Origin of the sequence: Pseudovibrio denitrificans JCM 12308 (assembly GCF_001310815.1) — a bacterium.
In the GTDB taxonomy this organism is placed as follows: Bacteria; Pseudomonadota; Alphaproteobacteria; order Rhizobiales; family Stappiaceae; genus Pseudovibrio; species Pseudovibrio denitrificans.
The window spans coordinates 40,195-55,130 of the sequence record NZ_BAZK01000024.1; the positions used below are offsets into that span (position 1 = coordinate 40,195).

At 53.2% G+C, this 14,936-nt stretch carries 14 protein-coding genes; 11 read left to right on the plus strand and 3 right to left on the minus strand.

Annotated elements, in window-relative coordinates:
- Positions 1-86: 86 nt before the first annotated feature.
- From JCM12308_RS23100 to JCM12308_RS23120, 5 genes are all read left to right on the plus strand, one after another.
- Entirely contained in the window at positions 87-1,061 is a 975-nt protein-coding gene (locus JCM12308_RS23100) for an ArsR/SmtB family transcription factor (RefSeq protein WP_054785212.1), read from the plus strand.
- A 2-nt stretch (positions 1,062-1,063) separates the two neighbouring features.
- A complete protein-coding gene (gene metF / locus JCM12308_RS23105; RefSeq protein WP_075698749.1) occupies positions 1,064-1,984 on the plus strand; it encodes a methylenetetrahydrofolate reductase [NAD(P)H] in 921 nt (306 codons plus the stop codon).
- An 87-nt stretch (positions 1,985-2,071) separates the two neighbouring features.
- Positions 2,072-5,818, plus strand: coding sequence for a methionine synthase (gene metH / locus JCM12308_RS23110; protein WP_054785213.1), 3,747 nt, complete (start codon positions 2,072-2,074; stop codon positions 5,816-5,818).
- A 240-nt stretch (positions 5,819-6,058) separates the two neighbouring features.
- Positions 6,059-6,655 carry an FMN-dependent NADH-azoreductase gene (locus tag JCM12308_RS23115; RefSeq protein ID WP_054785214.1) on the plus strand — a complete coding sequence of 199 codons (597 nt, stop codon included), beginning with the start codon at positions 6,059-6,061 and terminating at the stop codon, positions 6,653-6,655.
- A 605-nt stretch (positions 6,656-7,260) separates the two neighbouring features.
- Positions 7,261-8,070 carry an extensin-like domain-containing protein gene (locus JCM12308_RS23120; RefSeq protein ID WP_054785215.1) on the plus strand — a complete coding sequence of 270 codons (810 nt, stop codon included), beginning with the start codon at positions 7,261-7,263 and terminating at the stop codon, positions 8,068-8,070.
- Between the two features lie 67 nt (positions 8,071-8,137).
- On the opposite strand, the gene JCM12308_RS23125 is transcribed toward JCM12308_RS23120, so the two are convergent.
- A complete protein-coding gene (locus JCM12308_RS23125) occupies positions 8,138-8,635 on the minus strand; it encodes a BA14K family protein (protein ID WP_008547411.1) in 498 nt (165 codons plus the stop codon).
- Positions 8,636-8,905: 270 nt separating this feature from the next.
- Between JCM12308_RS23125 and JCM12308_RS23130 the strand changes: the two genes are divergently transcribed.
- Positions 8,906-9,652 carry a HugZ family pyridoxamine 5'-phosphate oxidase gene (locus tag JCM12308_RS23130; RefSeq protein WP_054785233.1) on the plus strand — a complete coding sequence of 249 codons (747 nt, stop codon included), beginning with the start codon at positions 8,906-8,908 and terminating at the stop codon, positions 9,650-9,652.
- Between the two features lie 83 nt (positions 9,653-9,735).
- Positions 9,736-10,392, plus strand: coding sequence for a class I SAM-dependent methyltransferase (locus JCM12308_RS23135; protein WP_054785216.1), 657 nt, complete (start codon positions 9,736-9,738; stop codon positions 10,390-10,392).
- Here the strand turns inward: JCM12308_RS23135 and JCM12308_RS23140 are convergent.
- Positions 10,376-11,059 carry a glutathione S-transferase gene (locus tag JCM12308_RS23140; RefSeq protein ID WP_083416657.1) on the minus strand — a complete coding sequence of 228 codons (684 nt, stop codon included), beginning with the start codon at positions 11,057-11,059 and terminating at the stop codon, positions 10,376-10,378. The genes JCM12308_RS23135 and JCM12308_RS23140 overlap by 17 nt on opposite strands.
- A complete protein-coding gene (locus tag JCM12308_RS23145) occupies positions 11,052-11,624 on the minus strand; it encodes a thioesterase family protein (protein ID WP_208608800.1) in 573 nt (190 codons plus the stop codon). Before JCM12308_RS23145 ends, JCM12308_RS23140 begins: the two co-directional genes overlap by 8 nt.
- A 163-nt stretch (positions 11,625-11,787) precedes the next feature.
- Between JCM12308_RS23145 and JCM12308_RS23150 the strand changes: the two genes are divergently transcribed.
- The 4 genes from JCM12308_RS23150 (at position 11,788) to JCM12308_RS28395 (ending at position 14,797) form a co-directional block, all read left to right on the plus strand.
- Positions 11,788-12,570, plus strand: a complete 783-nt coding sequence (locus tag JCM12308_RS23150; RefSeq protein ID WP_054785218.1) for a sulfite exporter TauE/SafE family protein — start codon at positions 11,788-11,790, stop codon at positions 12,568-12,570.
- A gap of 116 nt (positions 12,571-12,686) precedes the next feature.
- Positions 12,687-13,487, plus strand: a complete 801-nt coding sequence (locus JCM12308_RS23155; RefSeq protein ID WP_014286639.1) for a sulfite exporter TauE/SafE family protein — start codon at positions 12,687-12,689, stop codon at positions 13,485-13,487.
- A gap of 94 nt (positions 13,488-13,581) precedes the next feature.
- On the plus strand, positions 13,582-14,559 hold the full coding sequence (locus JCM12308_RS23160) for a calcium/sodium antiporter (RefSeq protein WP_054785219.1): 978 nt from the start codon (positions 13,582-13,584) through the stop codon (positions 14,557-14,559).
- A 52-nt stretch (positions 14,560-14,611) separates the two neighbouring features.
- Complete coding sequence (locus tag JCM12308_RS28395; RefSeq protein ID WP_164845349.1) at positions 14,612-14,797, plus strand: hypothetical protein; 186 nt, start codon at positions 14,612-14,614, stop codon at positions 14,795-14,797.
- The last annotated feature ends 139 nt before the right edge of the window (positions 14,798-14,936 follow it).

Consider the following 14,936-nt stretch of genomic DNA (forward strand, 5'->3'; position numbering starts at 1 on the left):
TATTATTCGATCAGTTGGCGGCGGTAATAGGCTTGATAACGACAGTAAATAATGAACCAGAAGGCAAACTCCCGGTAGAGGATTTGGTGGGCTGCTTGCGTGCCTGTGGTGAGACGACACGTATTCGTCTGCTTGCTTTGCTTGTGCTTGGCGAGCTAACCGTGAAGGATCTGACAGTCATTCTTGGGCAGAGCCAGCCTCGGATTTCGCGCCACCTGAAGCTTCTGTGTGAGGCCGGGGTGATCAAGCGTTATCCGGAAGGGGCCTGGGTTTATTACCGTCTTGGTGAAGGCGGCCCGGCAGAGTTGGCACGGCGCATTGTTGCGCAAAGCCAGCAGAGTGATCCGGTGCTTGCTGCTGACCATGACCGTTTGGTGTCGTTGCGTCGTGCGAAGGCGGAGGAAGCGGCGGCTTTCTTTGCAGCACGTGCCAACAACTGGGACAAGGAGCGTAGTCTTCATGTTCCTGAAGTTGCTGTCGAAGCTGCTATGCGTGCGCTTGTGGGGGCCAAGTCCTTTGATACCCTCCTAGACCTTGGGACTGGAACCGGACGTTTGCTGGAACTGTTCAGCGAGCAATATGAGCGTGGCATTGGCATTGATACCAGCCAGAACATGCTTTCTGTGGCGCGGGCCAATCTGGACCGTGTGGGCTTGCAGAAAGCACAGGTGCGTCAGGGCGATATTTATGCGCTTCCGATTGCACCGGACACAGCTGATCTGACGGTGGTTCATCAGGTTCTTCACTATCTGGAAGAGCCTGGGCGGGCGATTTTGGAAGCTGCCCGTACTTTACGGCCGGGTGGTCGCCTCTTGCTCGTTGATTTTGCTCCTCACGAACTGGAGTTTTTGCGGGAAAAGCATGCGCATCGTCGTCTTGGCTTTTCTCAGGAACAAGTGGGCAATTGGCTTGCAGAAGCTGATCTGGAGCTTGTTTCAACGAATGATCTTACCCCGGGCGCGGGGGAAAAAGACAAATTAACTGTTACCCTTTGGCTCGCTCAGGATCGTCGGGTTGTGACCGACCTGCCTGTAGCGGATCCGACCAAGGAGCTTGCTTAGTTATGAGCGAACATAGTATCGATCGCCGTTTTAGGCTCAATGGAGCCTCTGACATCTCCGTTTCTTTCGAGTTTTTCCCTCCAAAGAGCGAGAAGATGGAGCAACAGCTTTGGTCGTCAATCAAACGGCTTGAGCCTCTGAGCCCAAGCTTTGTATCCGTCACCTACGGTGCTGGCGGATCGACCCGTGAACGTACTCACTCTACCGTTTCGCGTATTGTAAATGAGACTGCTCTGAAGCCAGCGGCTCACCTGACATGTGTAGATGCCACCAAGGAAGAAGTGAACGAAGTCATTCAGGCTTACTGGGATGCTGGCGTTCGTCACATTGTGGCGCTGCGTGGTGACCCGGCTGCTGGTCTTGGTGAGGCCTACCATCCGCATGAGGGTGGTTATCAGTCTACCGCTGATCTGGTGGCTTCCATCAAGACGATTGGTGATTTTGAGGTTTCTGTTTCTGCCTATCCGGAGAAGCACCCTGAATCTCCAAGCTGGGACGCTGAGCTGGATGTGCTGAAGGCAAAGGTGGATGCGGGTGCGACCCGTGCGATCACTCAGTTCTTCTTCGATAACGACCATTACTTCCGCTATGTGGACCGCGTTCGTGCGGCTGGCATCAACATTCCGATCATTCCGGGCATTGTTCCTGTGACCAGCTTCAAGGGCATTTCCGGGTTTGCGAAGAAGACTGGTGCTTCTGTACCAGGATGGTTGGCGCATCGGTTTGATGGTTTGGATGATGACCCTCGCACCCGTGAGCTGGTTGCAGCAGCGGTGGCGGCTGAGCAGGTGATGAGCCTTGCCGATGACGGTGTTGAGGACTTCCACTTCTACACCATGAACAAGGCGGACCTCGTTTACGCGATCTGCCACATGCTTGGACTTCGGGCAAAACAGGATGTGAAAGCATCTGTAGCCGCCTGAACCTAATCCACGTCAGCAGAGATAATTATCGGGTTACGGCCCAGCCGTGACCCGCACAAAATAAAGTACTAGAAAAGATCGGATCCCATGAGTTTGCAGGTGAAAAAGACCGGTTCGGACATTTTTGCAGCCCTAGAAGCAGCCGCCAAGGAGCGTATCCTTGTTCTGGATGGCGCCATGGGAACTATGATCCAGAATCTTCAGTTTAGCGAAGAGCAGTTCAGAGGTGAGCGCTTCAAAAGCTGGAACCAGGACCTGAAGGGTAACAACGACCTTTTGATCCTGACGCAGCCGGATGCCATTCGGGACATCCACCTTCAGTATTTGAAGGCGGGCGCGGATATCATTGAGACCAACACCTTCTCCTCAACCTCCATTGCGCAAGCTGATTATGCGATGGAGAGCATCGTCTATGAGCTGAACAAAGAAGGCGCGCGCCTTTGCTGTGAAGCTGTTGAGCAGATGAAAGAGATCGATCCATCCCGCCGCCGCTTTGTGGCTGGTGGTCTTGGACCAACCAACCGGACAGCTTCCATCTCTCCTGATGTGAACAATCCGGGTTTCCGTGCGGTTTCCTTTGATGATCTGAAAGACTCCTATGCTGAAGCAACACGTGGTCTGATCGACGGTGGCTGTGATCTGATCCTTGTTGAAACCATCTTTGATACACTGAACGCAAAAGCGGCTTTGTTTGCGATTGATGAGGTGTTTGAAGAGAAGGGTGTGAAGCTGCCGGTGATGATCTCCGGTACGATCACTGACCTTTCCGGACGTACGCTGTCCGGCCAGACTCCTGAAGCATTCTGGAACTCCGTTCGCCATGCAGCGCCGTTTACAGTTGGCCTAAACTGTGCGCTGGGTGCGAAAGAAATGCGTGCGCACGTGGATGAGATTTCCCGTGTGGCTGATACGCTGGTCTGTGCTTATCCAAATGCTGGTTTGCCGAACGAGTTTGGTGAGTATGATGAGAGCCCGGAATACATGGCTGGGCTTTTGAAAGAGTTTGCTGAAGCTGGCCTTGTGAACGTGGTTGGTGGGTGTTGTGGTACGACTCCAGAGCACATCAAAGCAGTTGCAGATGCTGTTGAAGGTTTGCCGCCACGCGCACTGCCGGAAGTTCCGCGCCTGATGCGTTTGTCTGGTCTGGAGCCATTTACCTTCACCAAGGACGTGAACTTTGTGAACGTGGGTGAGCGGACCAACGTGACGGGTTCCGCGCGGTTCCGTAAGCTGATCAAGAATGATGATTACACCACGGCGCTGGATGTGGCGCGCTCTCAGGTGGAGAATGGTGCACAGATCATCGACATCAACATGGATGAAGGGCTTCTGGACAGTGAAGAAGCCATGGTCACCTTCCTCAACCTGATTGCGGCTGAGCCGGATATCGCGAAGGTTCCGGTGATGATCGACAGTTCCAAGTGGACTGTGATCGAAGCTGGTCTGAAGTGCGTGCAGGGCAAGGCCGTGGTGAACTCCATCTCCCTGAAAGAGGGAGAGGAGAACTTCATCGCGCAGGCTAAGCTGATCCGTCGTTATGGCGCTGCTGTTGTTGTGATGGCGTTTGACGAGACCGGTCAGGCGGACACGCTTCAACGCAAGATCGAGATCTGTAAGCGCTCTTATGATGTGCTGGTCGACAAGGTTGGTTTTGGACCGGAAGATATCATCTTCGATCCGAACATCTTTGCCGTTGCTACCGGTATTGAAGAGCATGACAACTACGGCGTGGACTTTATTGAAGCGACGCGCTGGATTTCAGAGAATCTGCCTTATGCGCATATCTCTGGCGGTGTGTCCAACCTGTCGTTCTCCTTCCGTGGTAACGAGCCTGTTCGTGAAGCGATGCACTCTGTGTTCCTGTATCACGCCATTCAGGCGGGCATGGATATGGGCATCGTGAATGCGGGGCAGCTGGCGGTTTATGATGATCTGCCTGCGGAACTGCGTGAGCTTTGTGAAGATGTGGTGCTGAACCGTCGTTCTGACTCCACGGATCGCCTGCTGGATGCTGCTGAGAAGTTCAAGGGTGCTGGTGGCAAGAAGCGTGAAGTTGATCTGACCTGGCGCGAAGGCACCGTTGAGAAGCGTCTGGAACACTCTCTGGTTCACGGTATCACTGACTTCATTGTTGAAGATACGGAAGAAGCCCGCCAGAAGGCGGATCGTCCGCTGCACGTGATTGAAGGTCCGCTGATGGACGGCATGAACGTGGTGGGTGATCTATTTGGAGCGGGTAAGATGTTCCTGCCGCAGGTGGTGAAATCTGCCCGTGTGATGAAAGCGGCGGTTGCTTACCTGATGCCTTACCTTGAGCAGGAGAAGAAGGAGCTTGGTCTGGATGAGAGCTCATCCAACGGCAAGATCCTGATGGCGACTGTGAAGGGTGATGTGCACGACATCGGCAAGAACATCGTTGGCGTTGTTCTGCAGTGTAACAACTTCGAAGTGATTGACCTTGGCGTGATGGTGCCGACAGCGAAGATCATTGATGAAGCGAAGAAGCACAACGTGGACATCATCGGACTTTCCGGTCTGATTACGCCTTCGCTTGATGAAATGTGTCACGTGGCCTCCGAGATGGAGCGTGAGGGGCTCGATATTCCGCTGCTGATCGGTGGCGCGACGACCTCTCGTGTGCATACGGCGGTTAAGATCCACCCGAACTACTCCAAGGGTCAGGCGATCTATGTGACGGATGCTGGCCGTGCGGTTGGTGTTGCGTCTCGTCTGATGGCTGAGGGTGGTCGTGAGGAAATCTACGAGAACACTCGCCTTGAGTACGTGGATGTTGCTGAGAAGCATGCGGCGGCGCGGAACAAGAAGGTGCGCGCGAGCATTGAGAAGGCGCGGGCAAACCGCTTTAAGCCGGATTTTGAAACGCACACGCCAACCAAGCCGAAGTTCCTCGGCACCAAGACCTTCACAGACTTCTCTCTGGAAGAGCTGGTGGACTACATCGACTGGACACCGTTCTTCGCGACCTGGGAGATCAAAGGGGCTTATCCGGCGGTTCTGACGGATGATCGTTACGGACCGGCAGCTCAGGCGCTTTACAATGATGCGCGGGAGATGCTGAAGGAGATCGTGGACGGCAAGCTGCTTCAGGCAAATGCTGTGGTTGGTTTCTGGCCATGTGCGCAGGATGGCGATGATCTGGTGCTTTACACTGATGAGAGCCGTACAGAAGAGCTGAAGCGTCTTTACACGCTTCGTCAGCAGATGGACCGTTCTTCCTCTGATCGTGGCAATGTGGCGCTGGCGGACTTTGTTGCGCCGGTTGAAAGCGGCATTCCGGATTATGTTGGTGGCTTTGCTGTTACTGCTGGTATTGGTGAGGACGTGCTTGCCAAGCGCTATGCGGATGCAGGTGACGACTACAACAAGATCCTCAGTCAGGCGATTGCGGACCGTCTTGCGGAAGCGCTTGCAGAACGTATGCACCAGCTGGTGCGTACTGAGCTTTGGGCGTATGCACCAAACGAAGGCCTTTCCAATGCTGAGCTGATTGCAGAAGGGTATGACGGTATTCGTCCGGCTCCGGGGTATCCGGCACAGCCTGATCATACTGAGAAGGGTACTCTGTGGGAGCTGCTTGATGCGGAAGCGCAGACAGGTATTTCTCTGACCGAGAGCTATGCGATGTGGCCTGGTTCAGCTGTGTCCGGTCTCTACTTCTCGCACCCCGACAGCCATTACTTTGGTGTTGGCAAGATCGAGCGGGATCAGGTTCAGGATTATGCGGTTCGTAAGGGCTGGGATCTGGAAACAGCAGAGCGCTGGTTGGCACCAATCCTGAATTATAATCCGATGGCTCGTGAAGCTGCGGAATAACGCGCTGAAAATTAAAGATTAATCAGGGCTGCGAGGAAACTTGCAGCCCTTTTTCTTTGCTGGGATTGTCGATGATGCGTGCAAAGACTGTTTCCAAATAGTGATCTAATCATTCGCTGTGGTTCGACTATGTATGTTCAGGAGAAAACAATCGCTCCTGTTCAGGGGCACTGAGAATGTCAGGTATTCCTCTCCGAAAGCCGGAGTCTTTTTTCAGGAATACGCTATTGGAGATGACAGATGAAAAAGACAATTCTGAAGATCGACAGTTCAGCCGCAACTTCAACCTCCGTCACCCGTCAGCTTGCGGATGAGCTGGTTGGCAAGCTTTCCAACGTCGGTGATGAAGTTATCGTGCGCGACCTCAACCAGCCTGTCTCATTCATTGATGAGAGCTGGATTGGTGCTGCTTACACCCCTGAAGAGCAGCGCAACGAAGATCAGAGAGCTGGTCTTGCTCTGTCTGACACACTCATCTCAGAACTGAAGGAAGCTGATGTTCTTGTGATTGGTGCGCCGATCTATAACTTCTCTGTTCCAGCTGTGCTGAAGGCCTGGGTTGATCAGGTGGCGCGTGTTGGTGTGACCTTCCAGTACACAGAATACGGCCCAGAAGGCCTGCTGAAGGGCAAGAAGGCTTACATTATAGCAGCAACTGGCGGCGTGCCTGTTGGCTCCCCTGCGGACTTTGCAGTGCCTTACCTCAAGCAGGTACTGAGCTTCATCGGTATTACTGATGTGGAAGTGATTGCAGCGGAAGGCGTTGCTGTTGATCGCGATGGTGCGATTGAGAAAGCGCAGAACACAATGGCGGGCCTGACAGCAGTGGCTGCATAATACCCCGACAAATCAATGTCTCATCTGGAGCCCACCTTGGAAACAAGGTGGGTTTCTTTGTGCATCTGGATTGTTGGTGCCTTCTGATTTTTGTTCTTGAAGGACTTCGTAAGCATGGGGGGAGGGGTCTACAGTAGGCCGATAACAACCGCGGCAACAAATGCGAATGCAAATGTGATTGCGATGGCGTTAAAGCTTCGTGTGACAGTCATGGATTTATCTCCCGTTACTCACTAGCTGCTTGAAGCTTATGTGACGGGAGCCACGTTAGGAAGCAAAAAAATGCCATATTTCATGGCGCTGCTAGAAAACAGGCGAAGATCACTTAAAATTCCTACTGCAAATAATTTGTGTAAAGCCGGAGGATACATTCAGGTTGTTTTGTGAAAGACCAAGGGAATTCTTGCGTTTCCTCTGTCAAATCAATAAGCAGGATTTTTGCAACTCCCGGAATACTATTGGGGTTGTGATATTTTTTCTCCTGCGGTGAATTGGACGTGGATAGTTTAAAACATTCATGACATTTCGGGCCGCAATTCAGAAACATTCAGCAATGAATCAGGAACAGCGCCGGGCAAACAGCTGTTCAAATCGGGGATTTCGAGGTGGGTTACACGACAGGCGCGCGCGCTGCGCTCAGAACACTTTCGGCCGCGCTTGTTGCTGGCATGTGTATTGGTGCTGCACAAGTTGGTGCTACACCGATGCCAAAAGCTCGCCCTTATTTCGGCAACACAACGTTGCTGCCTCCGATGCCTCTTCCGCAGAGCAAACTGCCAGCTCAACAGTTTCCGACTCCAACCGGAAAACCGCTTTCGCTGGTTCCTGTGCCGATTGAAAACCAGCGCGTCTTTCCGCCTGCCGGCAATGCCAAGATGTGTGTGTTGCGCGGGTGGAGTGTTGAAGTGCTGGAAAGCGTTGATGGACCGGGCGGTTGCGGTATTGACCAGCCCGTCTCCTTACGCTCTGTTGTCGCTGGCGGGCAGGAAATTGGCCTGACTATGCCTGTGCAGATTGAATGTTCTCTGGCTCAACAGCTGGATGGCTGGCTGCAGGATGTGGCCGTGCCTGCTGCACGCCGTGAACTGGGAGTTTCCATAACCCGCATTCGTACGGCGGCGGGGTATGCTTGCCGCGGTCGGAACAATCAGCGTGGTGCCAAACTCTCAGAACATGGCAAGGGCAATGCAATTGATATTGCCGGTTTCCATCTCTCTGATGGTCGTGAAGTGACGGTTGAAGAAGGTTGGGATGGGTCTTCTGCTGAAGTGCGTTTTCTGAGCAGCCTGCACAAAGGAGCGTGTGAGCGCTTTACCACTGTGCTTGGGCCGGATGCTGACCGATACCATCGTGACCACTTGCACTTTGATCAGGGGTGTCACGGCAAGGATTGCAAGTACCGGGTTTGCAAATAGGAGACGCCCGCCTGATCGAGACGGGGCTTTATCTCTCTCAAGCGGGCGTTTGCTGTGATGACAGGACTTACTGGCAGAAACGGTTTTTGCCAGAGTAGGTGCGGTAAGTGCCGGTGTTCGGGTTAAAGCTTCTGTATTTGTTGGTGCAGTATGCGAACCATGCTGGTGACCACGGGGCTGGGGCTACAGCCTGTGCGTGGTAAACCGGGGCTGGCTGATGCACGACCACTGGTGGACGGTACGCAGGTGCCGGTGGGCGATACGCTGGCGCTGGTGGACGGTAGGCCGGGCGTGGTGGTGCAACGTACTGTGGCTGTGGTGTGACGGCATTGCCAATGATGAGGCCAGCTGCCAGACCGATGACGCCGATTGCAGCTGCTTCACCTGCATTGATACCGTGCTTCTTGTGCTTTTTCTTCTTCCGCTTGTGGTAGTAGTGGTTCTCTACATAGGTGTTGTTTTCAATGTAGGTGTTGTTTCTTTGGCCTGCCTGAGCTGCAGAAACGACTGGCAACATCATTGCCCCTGCAAGCGCTACTGAAATTACTGCTGATGCTTTAGCCATTTTCGTCTCCGTAAACGGTATTTCGTGTTTGTTGAGACTAATTAACCAGAGACGGCCTGAACCTTCTTTGAGAGCGCCATTCATCTTCTGTTCATGTAGATGAATGAGATGGAAAAGCTATATAAATCAATTTATTAGTTGCCAGAAAAAATGTTCAGCACCTGTGTTTCTTACCGAATTTTAAGTTGAGTATGCTTTTCATCTTATTTAGTGCAGATAGACAACAATGAAGAATCTGAGCAGGGTCAGAACCGGATAAGTGAGGTTGGTATGGAAAAGAAGATAGATCCAATTCGTGAGACCACCGATGAAGCATGCGCGCTTGCCAGAAAGCTGATCAGAACGGTTCGATTTGCTTCCCTTGCCGTGCTTGAGCCGGAGACCGGATATCCTATTGTCAGTCGTGTGGGCGTTGGCTCGGATGTTGTTGGCGCTCCATTCATGCTGGCCTCCAGCCTTTCCAACCATTCGCAGTGCCTTGAGCAGGATCAGCGTGTGTCACTGCTGATTGGGGAGCCGGGTAAGGGGGATCCTTTGGCGCACCCACGTCTGACTGTGATTGGACGATTTGAACGCTTGAGCAAAGGCGATCCGCTGTGCACGGAGCTGCGCAACCGTTATCTGATGCGCCATCCAAAAGCCAAGCTCTACGTGGATTTTGCTGATTTTGATTGGTACCAGCTGCATGTTGAGCGGGTGAACATGAATGGCGGCTTTGGTAAGGCCTTCTTGCTGACGCGTGAAGATGTTCTGAGTTCTGAAGAAGGACGCGAGCAGCTGGCGGCGACGGCGCATGATCTGGTTATTCGTATGAATGAACGCCACGCCGATGAGATCGGCAGCTTTGCCTCCAGAACCTTCAAGGTGGGTGCCTCCAAGTGGGGGCTGGTGAGCATTGATGGTGAAGGGGCTGAGTTCTTTGATGGCGAGACGGTTTACCGTCATTTCTGGGATGAAGTGACACCAGCAGGTGAACTTGAAAAGCTGGTGCTACAAACTCTCGGTTGTTCTGTGTAAAACCATGACGTAGGGTTTTGCTTGCCTTATAGTTCTTGTAAGGCGACTATCTATGCAAGGCGCAGAACAGGGTTGGAGCAGAAATGAACAAAGAGAATCTGGACAGCACAGCGGGTGCAGAGGTCTATTCCGAAAAGACTTTGCGGATTTATGACTTGCTGGTTTTGCGGTTCTCCAACACGTTTCTGTGGCGTTGTTCTGCTGCTAAGGCGCTGAGTTTCTTCAACCGTAATGTCAGCGGCAACCATTTGGATGTTGGTGTTGGCAGTGGTTATTTTCTGGAACATGGCCGTTTTCCGCAGGACACGCGTCTGGTGCTGATGGACCTGAACCCGCAATGTCTGGACTATGCGAAGGCACGGGCGGTGGTTGCGAATGTGAGCACAGCGCAGGCGGATGTTCTGGAGCCGATCGAGTGGTCGGAAGACAAGTTCGATAGCATCAATCTGGGCTATCTGTTGCACTGCCTGCCGGGCAGCATGAAGCAGAAGTACATGGTGTTTGAAAACCTGAAGCCACTGATGAATGAAGGTGGGGTTCTGTTTGGCTCCACCATTCTTGGGGAAGGGCAGAAGCCAAACTGGGCTGCGCGTAAGCTGATGGCGTTTTACAACAGCAAGGGCATCTTCTCGAACCAGCAGGATAACCTTGAAGACCTTCGGGCCAATCTGGAGAAGTACTTCAAGGATGTGACCATTGAGGTGATTGGTGAAGTGGCGCTGTTCAAAGGACGTGTGTAGCCGCTTCTTCCGGGAAGAGCACAAGGTCATCTTCGGGTGACCATGGCTTCCACTTTTTGCCAAAGACGGTTTTGAAGTCTGGCTGGTCGATGCGTTCGAGCAGCCATTTTTTTACGCTCTGCGGGGCTTCTCTCTCAAAGCGCTCTTTATCTGAGTTGGCGAACTGGCGCACGAAAGGGAAGAGTGCCTGGTCTGCCAAAGCAGGGCGGTTTCCGAACAGGTATGCAGACTTTTCCAACCGCTCAGAGAGCTTTGAGAGCTCTTTGATGGCGAGGGTGTAGTGCTCGTCCGGGTCAGCATCTTCGTAGCGCGTGGAGTATTTGTATCTGTCCAGATTGCGTTTGAAGTCGCCGTCCATCTCTTCGATGAGCTGCAGCATTTCTTCCAGTGAGCCGGTTTCCGGTGAGAGCCAGCTTTGTGGGTCGTTTTGCTGAAGTGCCCAGAGCATGATGTCCAGGCTTTCTTCAATCACCGTGCCGTCGTTGAGCAAGAGGACAGGCACGGTTCCTTTAGGCGAGATTTCCAGCATGTGGGCGGGCTTATCCCGCAGAATGATCTCGCGGAGGGCGACTGCCCGCTGGCTGGCCACCAACCCCAATCTTGCGCGCATTGCGTAGGGACACCGACGGAATGAATACAGGATCGGGAGGGACGTCTGCTCAGCCATGCTTTCTGTTGTCTGCCTTTGATTGATCGTTTTCAGCAGCTGGTATTTCTAATGAATCTATTGGAGCAATGCCAGCGGATTTGCGTTCATAGGCCTGAATTGCCTTCTCTTCTTTCAAAAAGGCCTCGATATGCGGCTGCAGTTTGAGCTCTCGGACAGGGGTGTCGGTTTCTTGCAGTACCGTTGTGGTTGGCACAAATGCTTTCTGCGCGCGGTCATACATGCTGACACGGACGAGGCCGGTTGCTGCGACGATACCCTTTTTCTGGCCTCGGGTGAAGATGAAGCGCTGTTCCATGACCGCGGCTTCTTCCGTCCAGTAGACGATCTCGCTTTCCAGCTTAAAGGGCTCCATGAATGGCAGTTCACGGCGGAAGCGGACGGTGGCGTGGTTGGCCAGCGGGGTCCACTTGTTGCGGAAGATGGCTTTGCCCAGCTTGGTGCGGCTCATATGATCCACTCGGCCAAAGTCCATCATGGCCAGATAGCGGCTGTTGGTGAGGTGGATGTTCATGTCAATATCGGAGGGAAGAACGCGCAGGCTCACAACAGACTTGCTGAACATATCTGCTAGTTTTTCCCGAAAAGGGAACTTAAGGAAATAAAGTATAAGTCTGAACCAGAGTTGCATTATCTCTCCACGTGATAGCTCACGGGCTCTCACAAAAATCTAATGGATTTTCCAATAGGGAATAAGGTTTCCTATTACGTTAGGTGTGTTGTGCCAGATGTTGAAAGAATTTTCCAGTTATCTCTTTGTGTGGGAGATTGCGTATAGCTCAACTGAACTCGCCGCGATTGCCGGGGCTTTTTTCTTCGCGGCGTTTGTTAAAGGTGCGACTGGCCTTGGGTTTTCAACTACTTGCCTGCCGTTTCTGGTTTATGCGGTGGGATTGAAAAGAGGAATTCCTCTCATCTTACTGCCGAGTATTACCAGCAATATTCTGGTGATGATCGATGCGGGATATTTCGGGGAAATGGTGAGCCGCTTTCGCTGGATGCTTTTGGCGACCATTCCGGGGATTCTGTTGGGGCTGTGGTTTCTGGATATCGCCCCTGCGCAGGAAGCTGTCGTGGTGCTGGGGTGTGTGCTCATCAGCTATGCTTTGTTTGCTTTCTTTACACCCAATCTGACCCTCTCACGGGAAATAGAGCGTCTGTTGGGGCCGGTGAGTGGGTTCATCACTGGTGTGGTCAACGGCATTACCGGATCGCAGATCATGCCGGTGATGCCCTATCTGCTGTCGCTGAACCTGAACAGTGAGCGCTTCGTGCAGGCGATCAATTGCTCCTTCACGCTGTCGTCTTTTGTGATGGCAGGCGGACTTTACTATCTTGGCTTACTGGATCTCAGTGCGCTGGGTGTTTCCGCATTGGGGCTGGTCTTTGTGTATTTCGGCACCAAGCTGGGGTCTCTGGTGCGGCAGTTGATGTCGCCTTCGGTGTTCCGGGCCACTGTTCTGCTGCTGCTTTTCGGACTTGGGGTGAGCTTGTTGTTTAAGGCATTCTGAGCAAGCGCGTTCAGATGCTTCCACACGCCTTAAGCTAACTGGTGGTTTATGGATCTCCTCGGTTTGTGCCGGGAGATGATAGAGATTATTGCAGGTTCGCGCCTAGGCTCTGCTTCATGATGGAAATGGAAGCAGACATGGCGATGGCCGCAGAGTATCTCGGGTATACGGCCTTTGAGATCGCTATCATCATGTTCACGTTCTTCTTTGCGGCCTTTGTGAAAGGGCTGGCGGGACTGGGCTTTACCACAATCTGCCTTGCGATCCTTGCCTACACAGTGGGGTTGAAGAAGGGCATTCCGCTGATTGTGGTGCCGGGGCTGATTAGTGATCTCATCCTAGTTTATGAGGCTGGCTACTTTCGCGAGTCCTTCAATCGGTTCTGGCGGATTTATCTCTTCTCCATTCCTGGGGTGATGATTGGTCTCTGGTTTTTGAGCTGGGCGTCCACTCACTGGCTGACGATCCTACTGGGTTTTGTCATCATGGCGTTTGTTGGCTATGCGCTGTTTTCAAAGAACCTGCGACTGCGGACTCATTGGGAGAAAGCAGGCAGTTCACTTTCTGGTTTCTCAACAGGCTTGCTGACGGGGATGACAGGATCTCAATTGATGCCGATTACGCCCTTTCTTGTGTCGCTAGACCTGCCGCGCAGCCATTTCATTCAGACGATCAATAGCTTCTTCACGGTGGTGACAGCCATGATGATCCTGGGGCTGACCTATCTGGGCCTGCTGCATCTGGGGGCGTTTGCGATTTCTATCACGGGGCTTGTGTTTGTCTACATCGGAACCAAGAGCGGCAACTATATCGGGCGAAGGTTCAGCCCGGCGGTGTTCCGCTATTGTGTATTGGTGATGATGTTCTTTTCCGGTCTGGGGCTCATCATCAAAGAACTCTGGCTGAATGTGATGTGATGGCCCGTCCACTTGCAAACCCAGCGAAGGATCCCCAATCCCATCTCTGTCTAAACGATAAGCGCAGATGGCGCTTCAGAGAAGTTTTCGGAAAATGGTGATCCTTCAACTGATTGGGGGGCTTGTGCTGCTGCTTGTTGGCGGCGAAGCGCTGGTGCGCGGAAGTGTGGCTGTTGCCACGCGTCTGGGTGTTTCCAAACTTTTTATTGGCCTGACGCTGGTGGGCTTTGGCACCTCCATGCCAGAGCTCGTGGCCAGCCTGCAAGGCGCGTTTGCCGGATATCCCGGTGTTGCAATCGGGAACATAGTGGGCAGCAACATTGCGAATGTTCTGCTGATCCTGGGTATCACGGCGTTGATCCTGCCGATTACGGTGAAGCGGGAAGCCTTTCAGCGTGATGGGGCTGTGTTGCTCCTCTCCAGCCTGATCTTGCTGGCGGTGATCCTGACGGGATATCTCTCCCGCTGGGCTGGCTTCGTTCTGGTTGGGCTGCTGCTGGCCTATACCATCTACACCTACGTGGTGGAGCGGCGGGCGGAGCAAGCTTCCGGAGACGTCTACGAGGCTGAAGCGGATCAGGCGAGCTATCCGAACATCTCCATCCTGTGGGGACTCGGGATCTTCGCAGCTGGTGTGATTGGCATCATCACCGGTGCAAGTCTGCTGGTGAGCTCCAGTGTGGCTATTGCTCATAGTATTGGCGTTTCTGATGCGGTGATTGGCCTGACGCTGGTTGCGATCGGCACCTCTCTGCCAGAGCTTGTCACCTCAGCCATAGCGGCGATCCGAGGCCATGTGGAGGTTGCGTTTGGCAACATTGTTGGCAGCAACATCTTCAACATATTCGGCATTGGCGGAGTGACTGCGCTTGTTGTGCCCATTCCCGTTCCCCCTGTGATCGCGCAGGTCGATATCTGGGTGATGGTGGGCACGGTGATCTTGATGGCGATTGCCTGCGTTACGGGATGGCGTGTTAGCCGCAGGGAAGGGCTATTCTTTCTGCTGTGTTATGCAGCCTATATGGCGTTTCAACTCCTGCCGGGATTGCGGGCTGCAGTTGGGATTGTCTGATCACAGGTTATCTTTGAGGCAAAAACTTATCCTCCCTGGTTCTGGAGCATCTATGCTTTTTACAGGTCCACGTAACGGGCTGCTGGCGGACCGTCCGTCAGTTGGTCGTGGGCTGGATGGGGCTACTGTGGAAGGTAACGTATTTCGCAGCAGGTCCGTGGAGGTTCCCCTTTCACCAACAGTGTTGAGGGATAGCGGATGTCCGGCCAGATCAGAGGGCGCCAGCACTGAGACCTGAGGCTTTCCAACGGCCTTAAGTCTTCCAAGTGTCTTTTGGACCTTGGCCTTAGCCTCCTGCAAAAACATCCGGGCGAGGCGTGTAGCCAATGCCGAAGACTCATTACTAACAAACAGCGCAGGCATTGCCTGCCGCCTTG

Excerpts from the sequence above, each read along its gene's own strand:
- metH (WP_054785213.1), top strand. The coding sequence starts at position 2,072 with ATGAGTTTGCAGGTGAAAAAGACCGGTTCGGACATTTTTGCAGCCCTA.
- JCM12308_RS28395 (WP_164845349.1), top strand. The coding sequence starts at position 14,612 with ATGCTTTTTACAGGTCCACGTAACGGGCTGCTGGCGGACCGTCCGTCA.
- JCM12308_RS23150 (WP_054785218.1), top strand. The coding sequence starts at position 11,788 with ATGTTGAAAGAATTTTCCAGTTATCTCTTTGTGTGGGAGATTGCGTAT.
- JCM12308_RS23160 (WP_054785219.1), top strand. The coding sequence starts at position 13,582 with ATGGTGATCCTTCAACTGATTGGGGGGCTTGTGCTGCTGCTTGTTGGC.
- JCM12308_RS23115 (WP_054785214.1), top strand. The coding sequence starts at position 6,059 with ATGAAAAAGACAATTCTGAAGATCGACAGTTCAGCCGCAACTTCAACC.
- metF (WP_075698749.1), top strand. The coding sequence starts at position 1,064 with ATGAGCGAACATAGTATCGATCGCCGTTTTAGGCTCAATGGAGCCTCT.
- JCM12308_RS23155 (WP_014286639.1), top strand. The coding sequence starts at position 12,687 with ATGATGGAAATGGAAGCAGACATGGCGATGGCCGCAGAGTATCTCGGG.
- JCM12308_RS23145 (WP_208608800.1), bottom strand. The coding sequence starts at position 11,624 with ATGTTCAGCAAGTCTGTTGTGAGCCTGCGCGTTCTTCCCTCCGATATT.
- JCM12308_RS23130 (WP_054785233.1), top strand. The coding sequence starts at position 8,906 with ATGGAAAAGAAGATAGATCCAATTCGTGAGACCACCGATGAAGCATGC.
- JCM12308_RS23125 (WP_008547411.1), bottom strand. The coding sequence starts at position 8,635 with ATGGCTAAAGCATCAGCAGTAATTTCAGTAGCGCTTGCAGGGGCAATG.
- JCM12308_RS23135 (WP_054785216.1), top strand. The coding sequence starts at position 9,736 with ATGAACAAAGAGAATCTGGACAGCACAGCGGGTGCAGAGGTCTATTCC.
- JCM12308_RS23140 (WP_083416657.1), bottom strand. The coding sequence starts at position 11,059 with ATGGCTGAGCAGACGTCCCTCCCGATCCTGTATTCATTCCGTCGGTGT.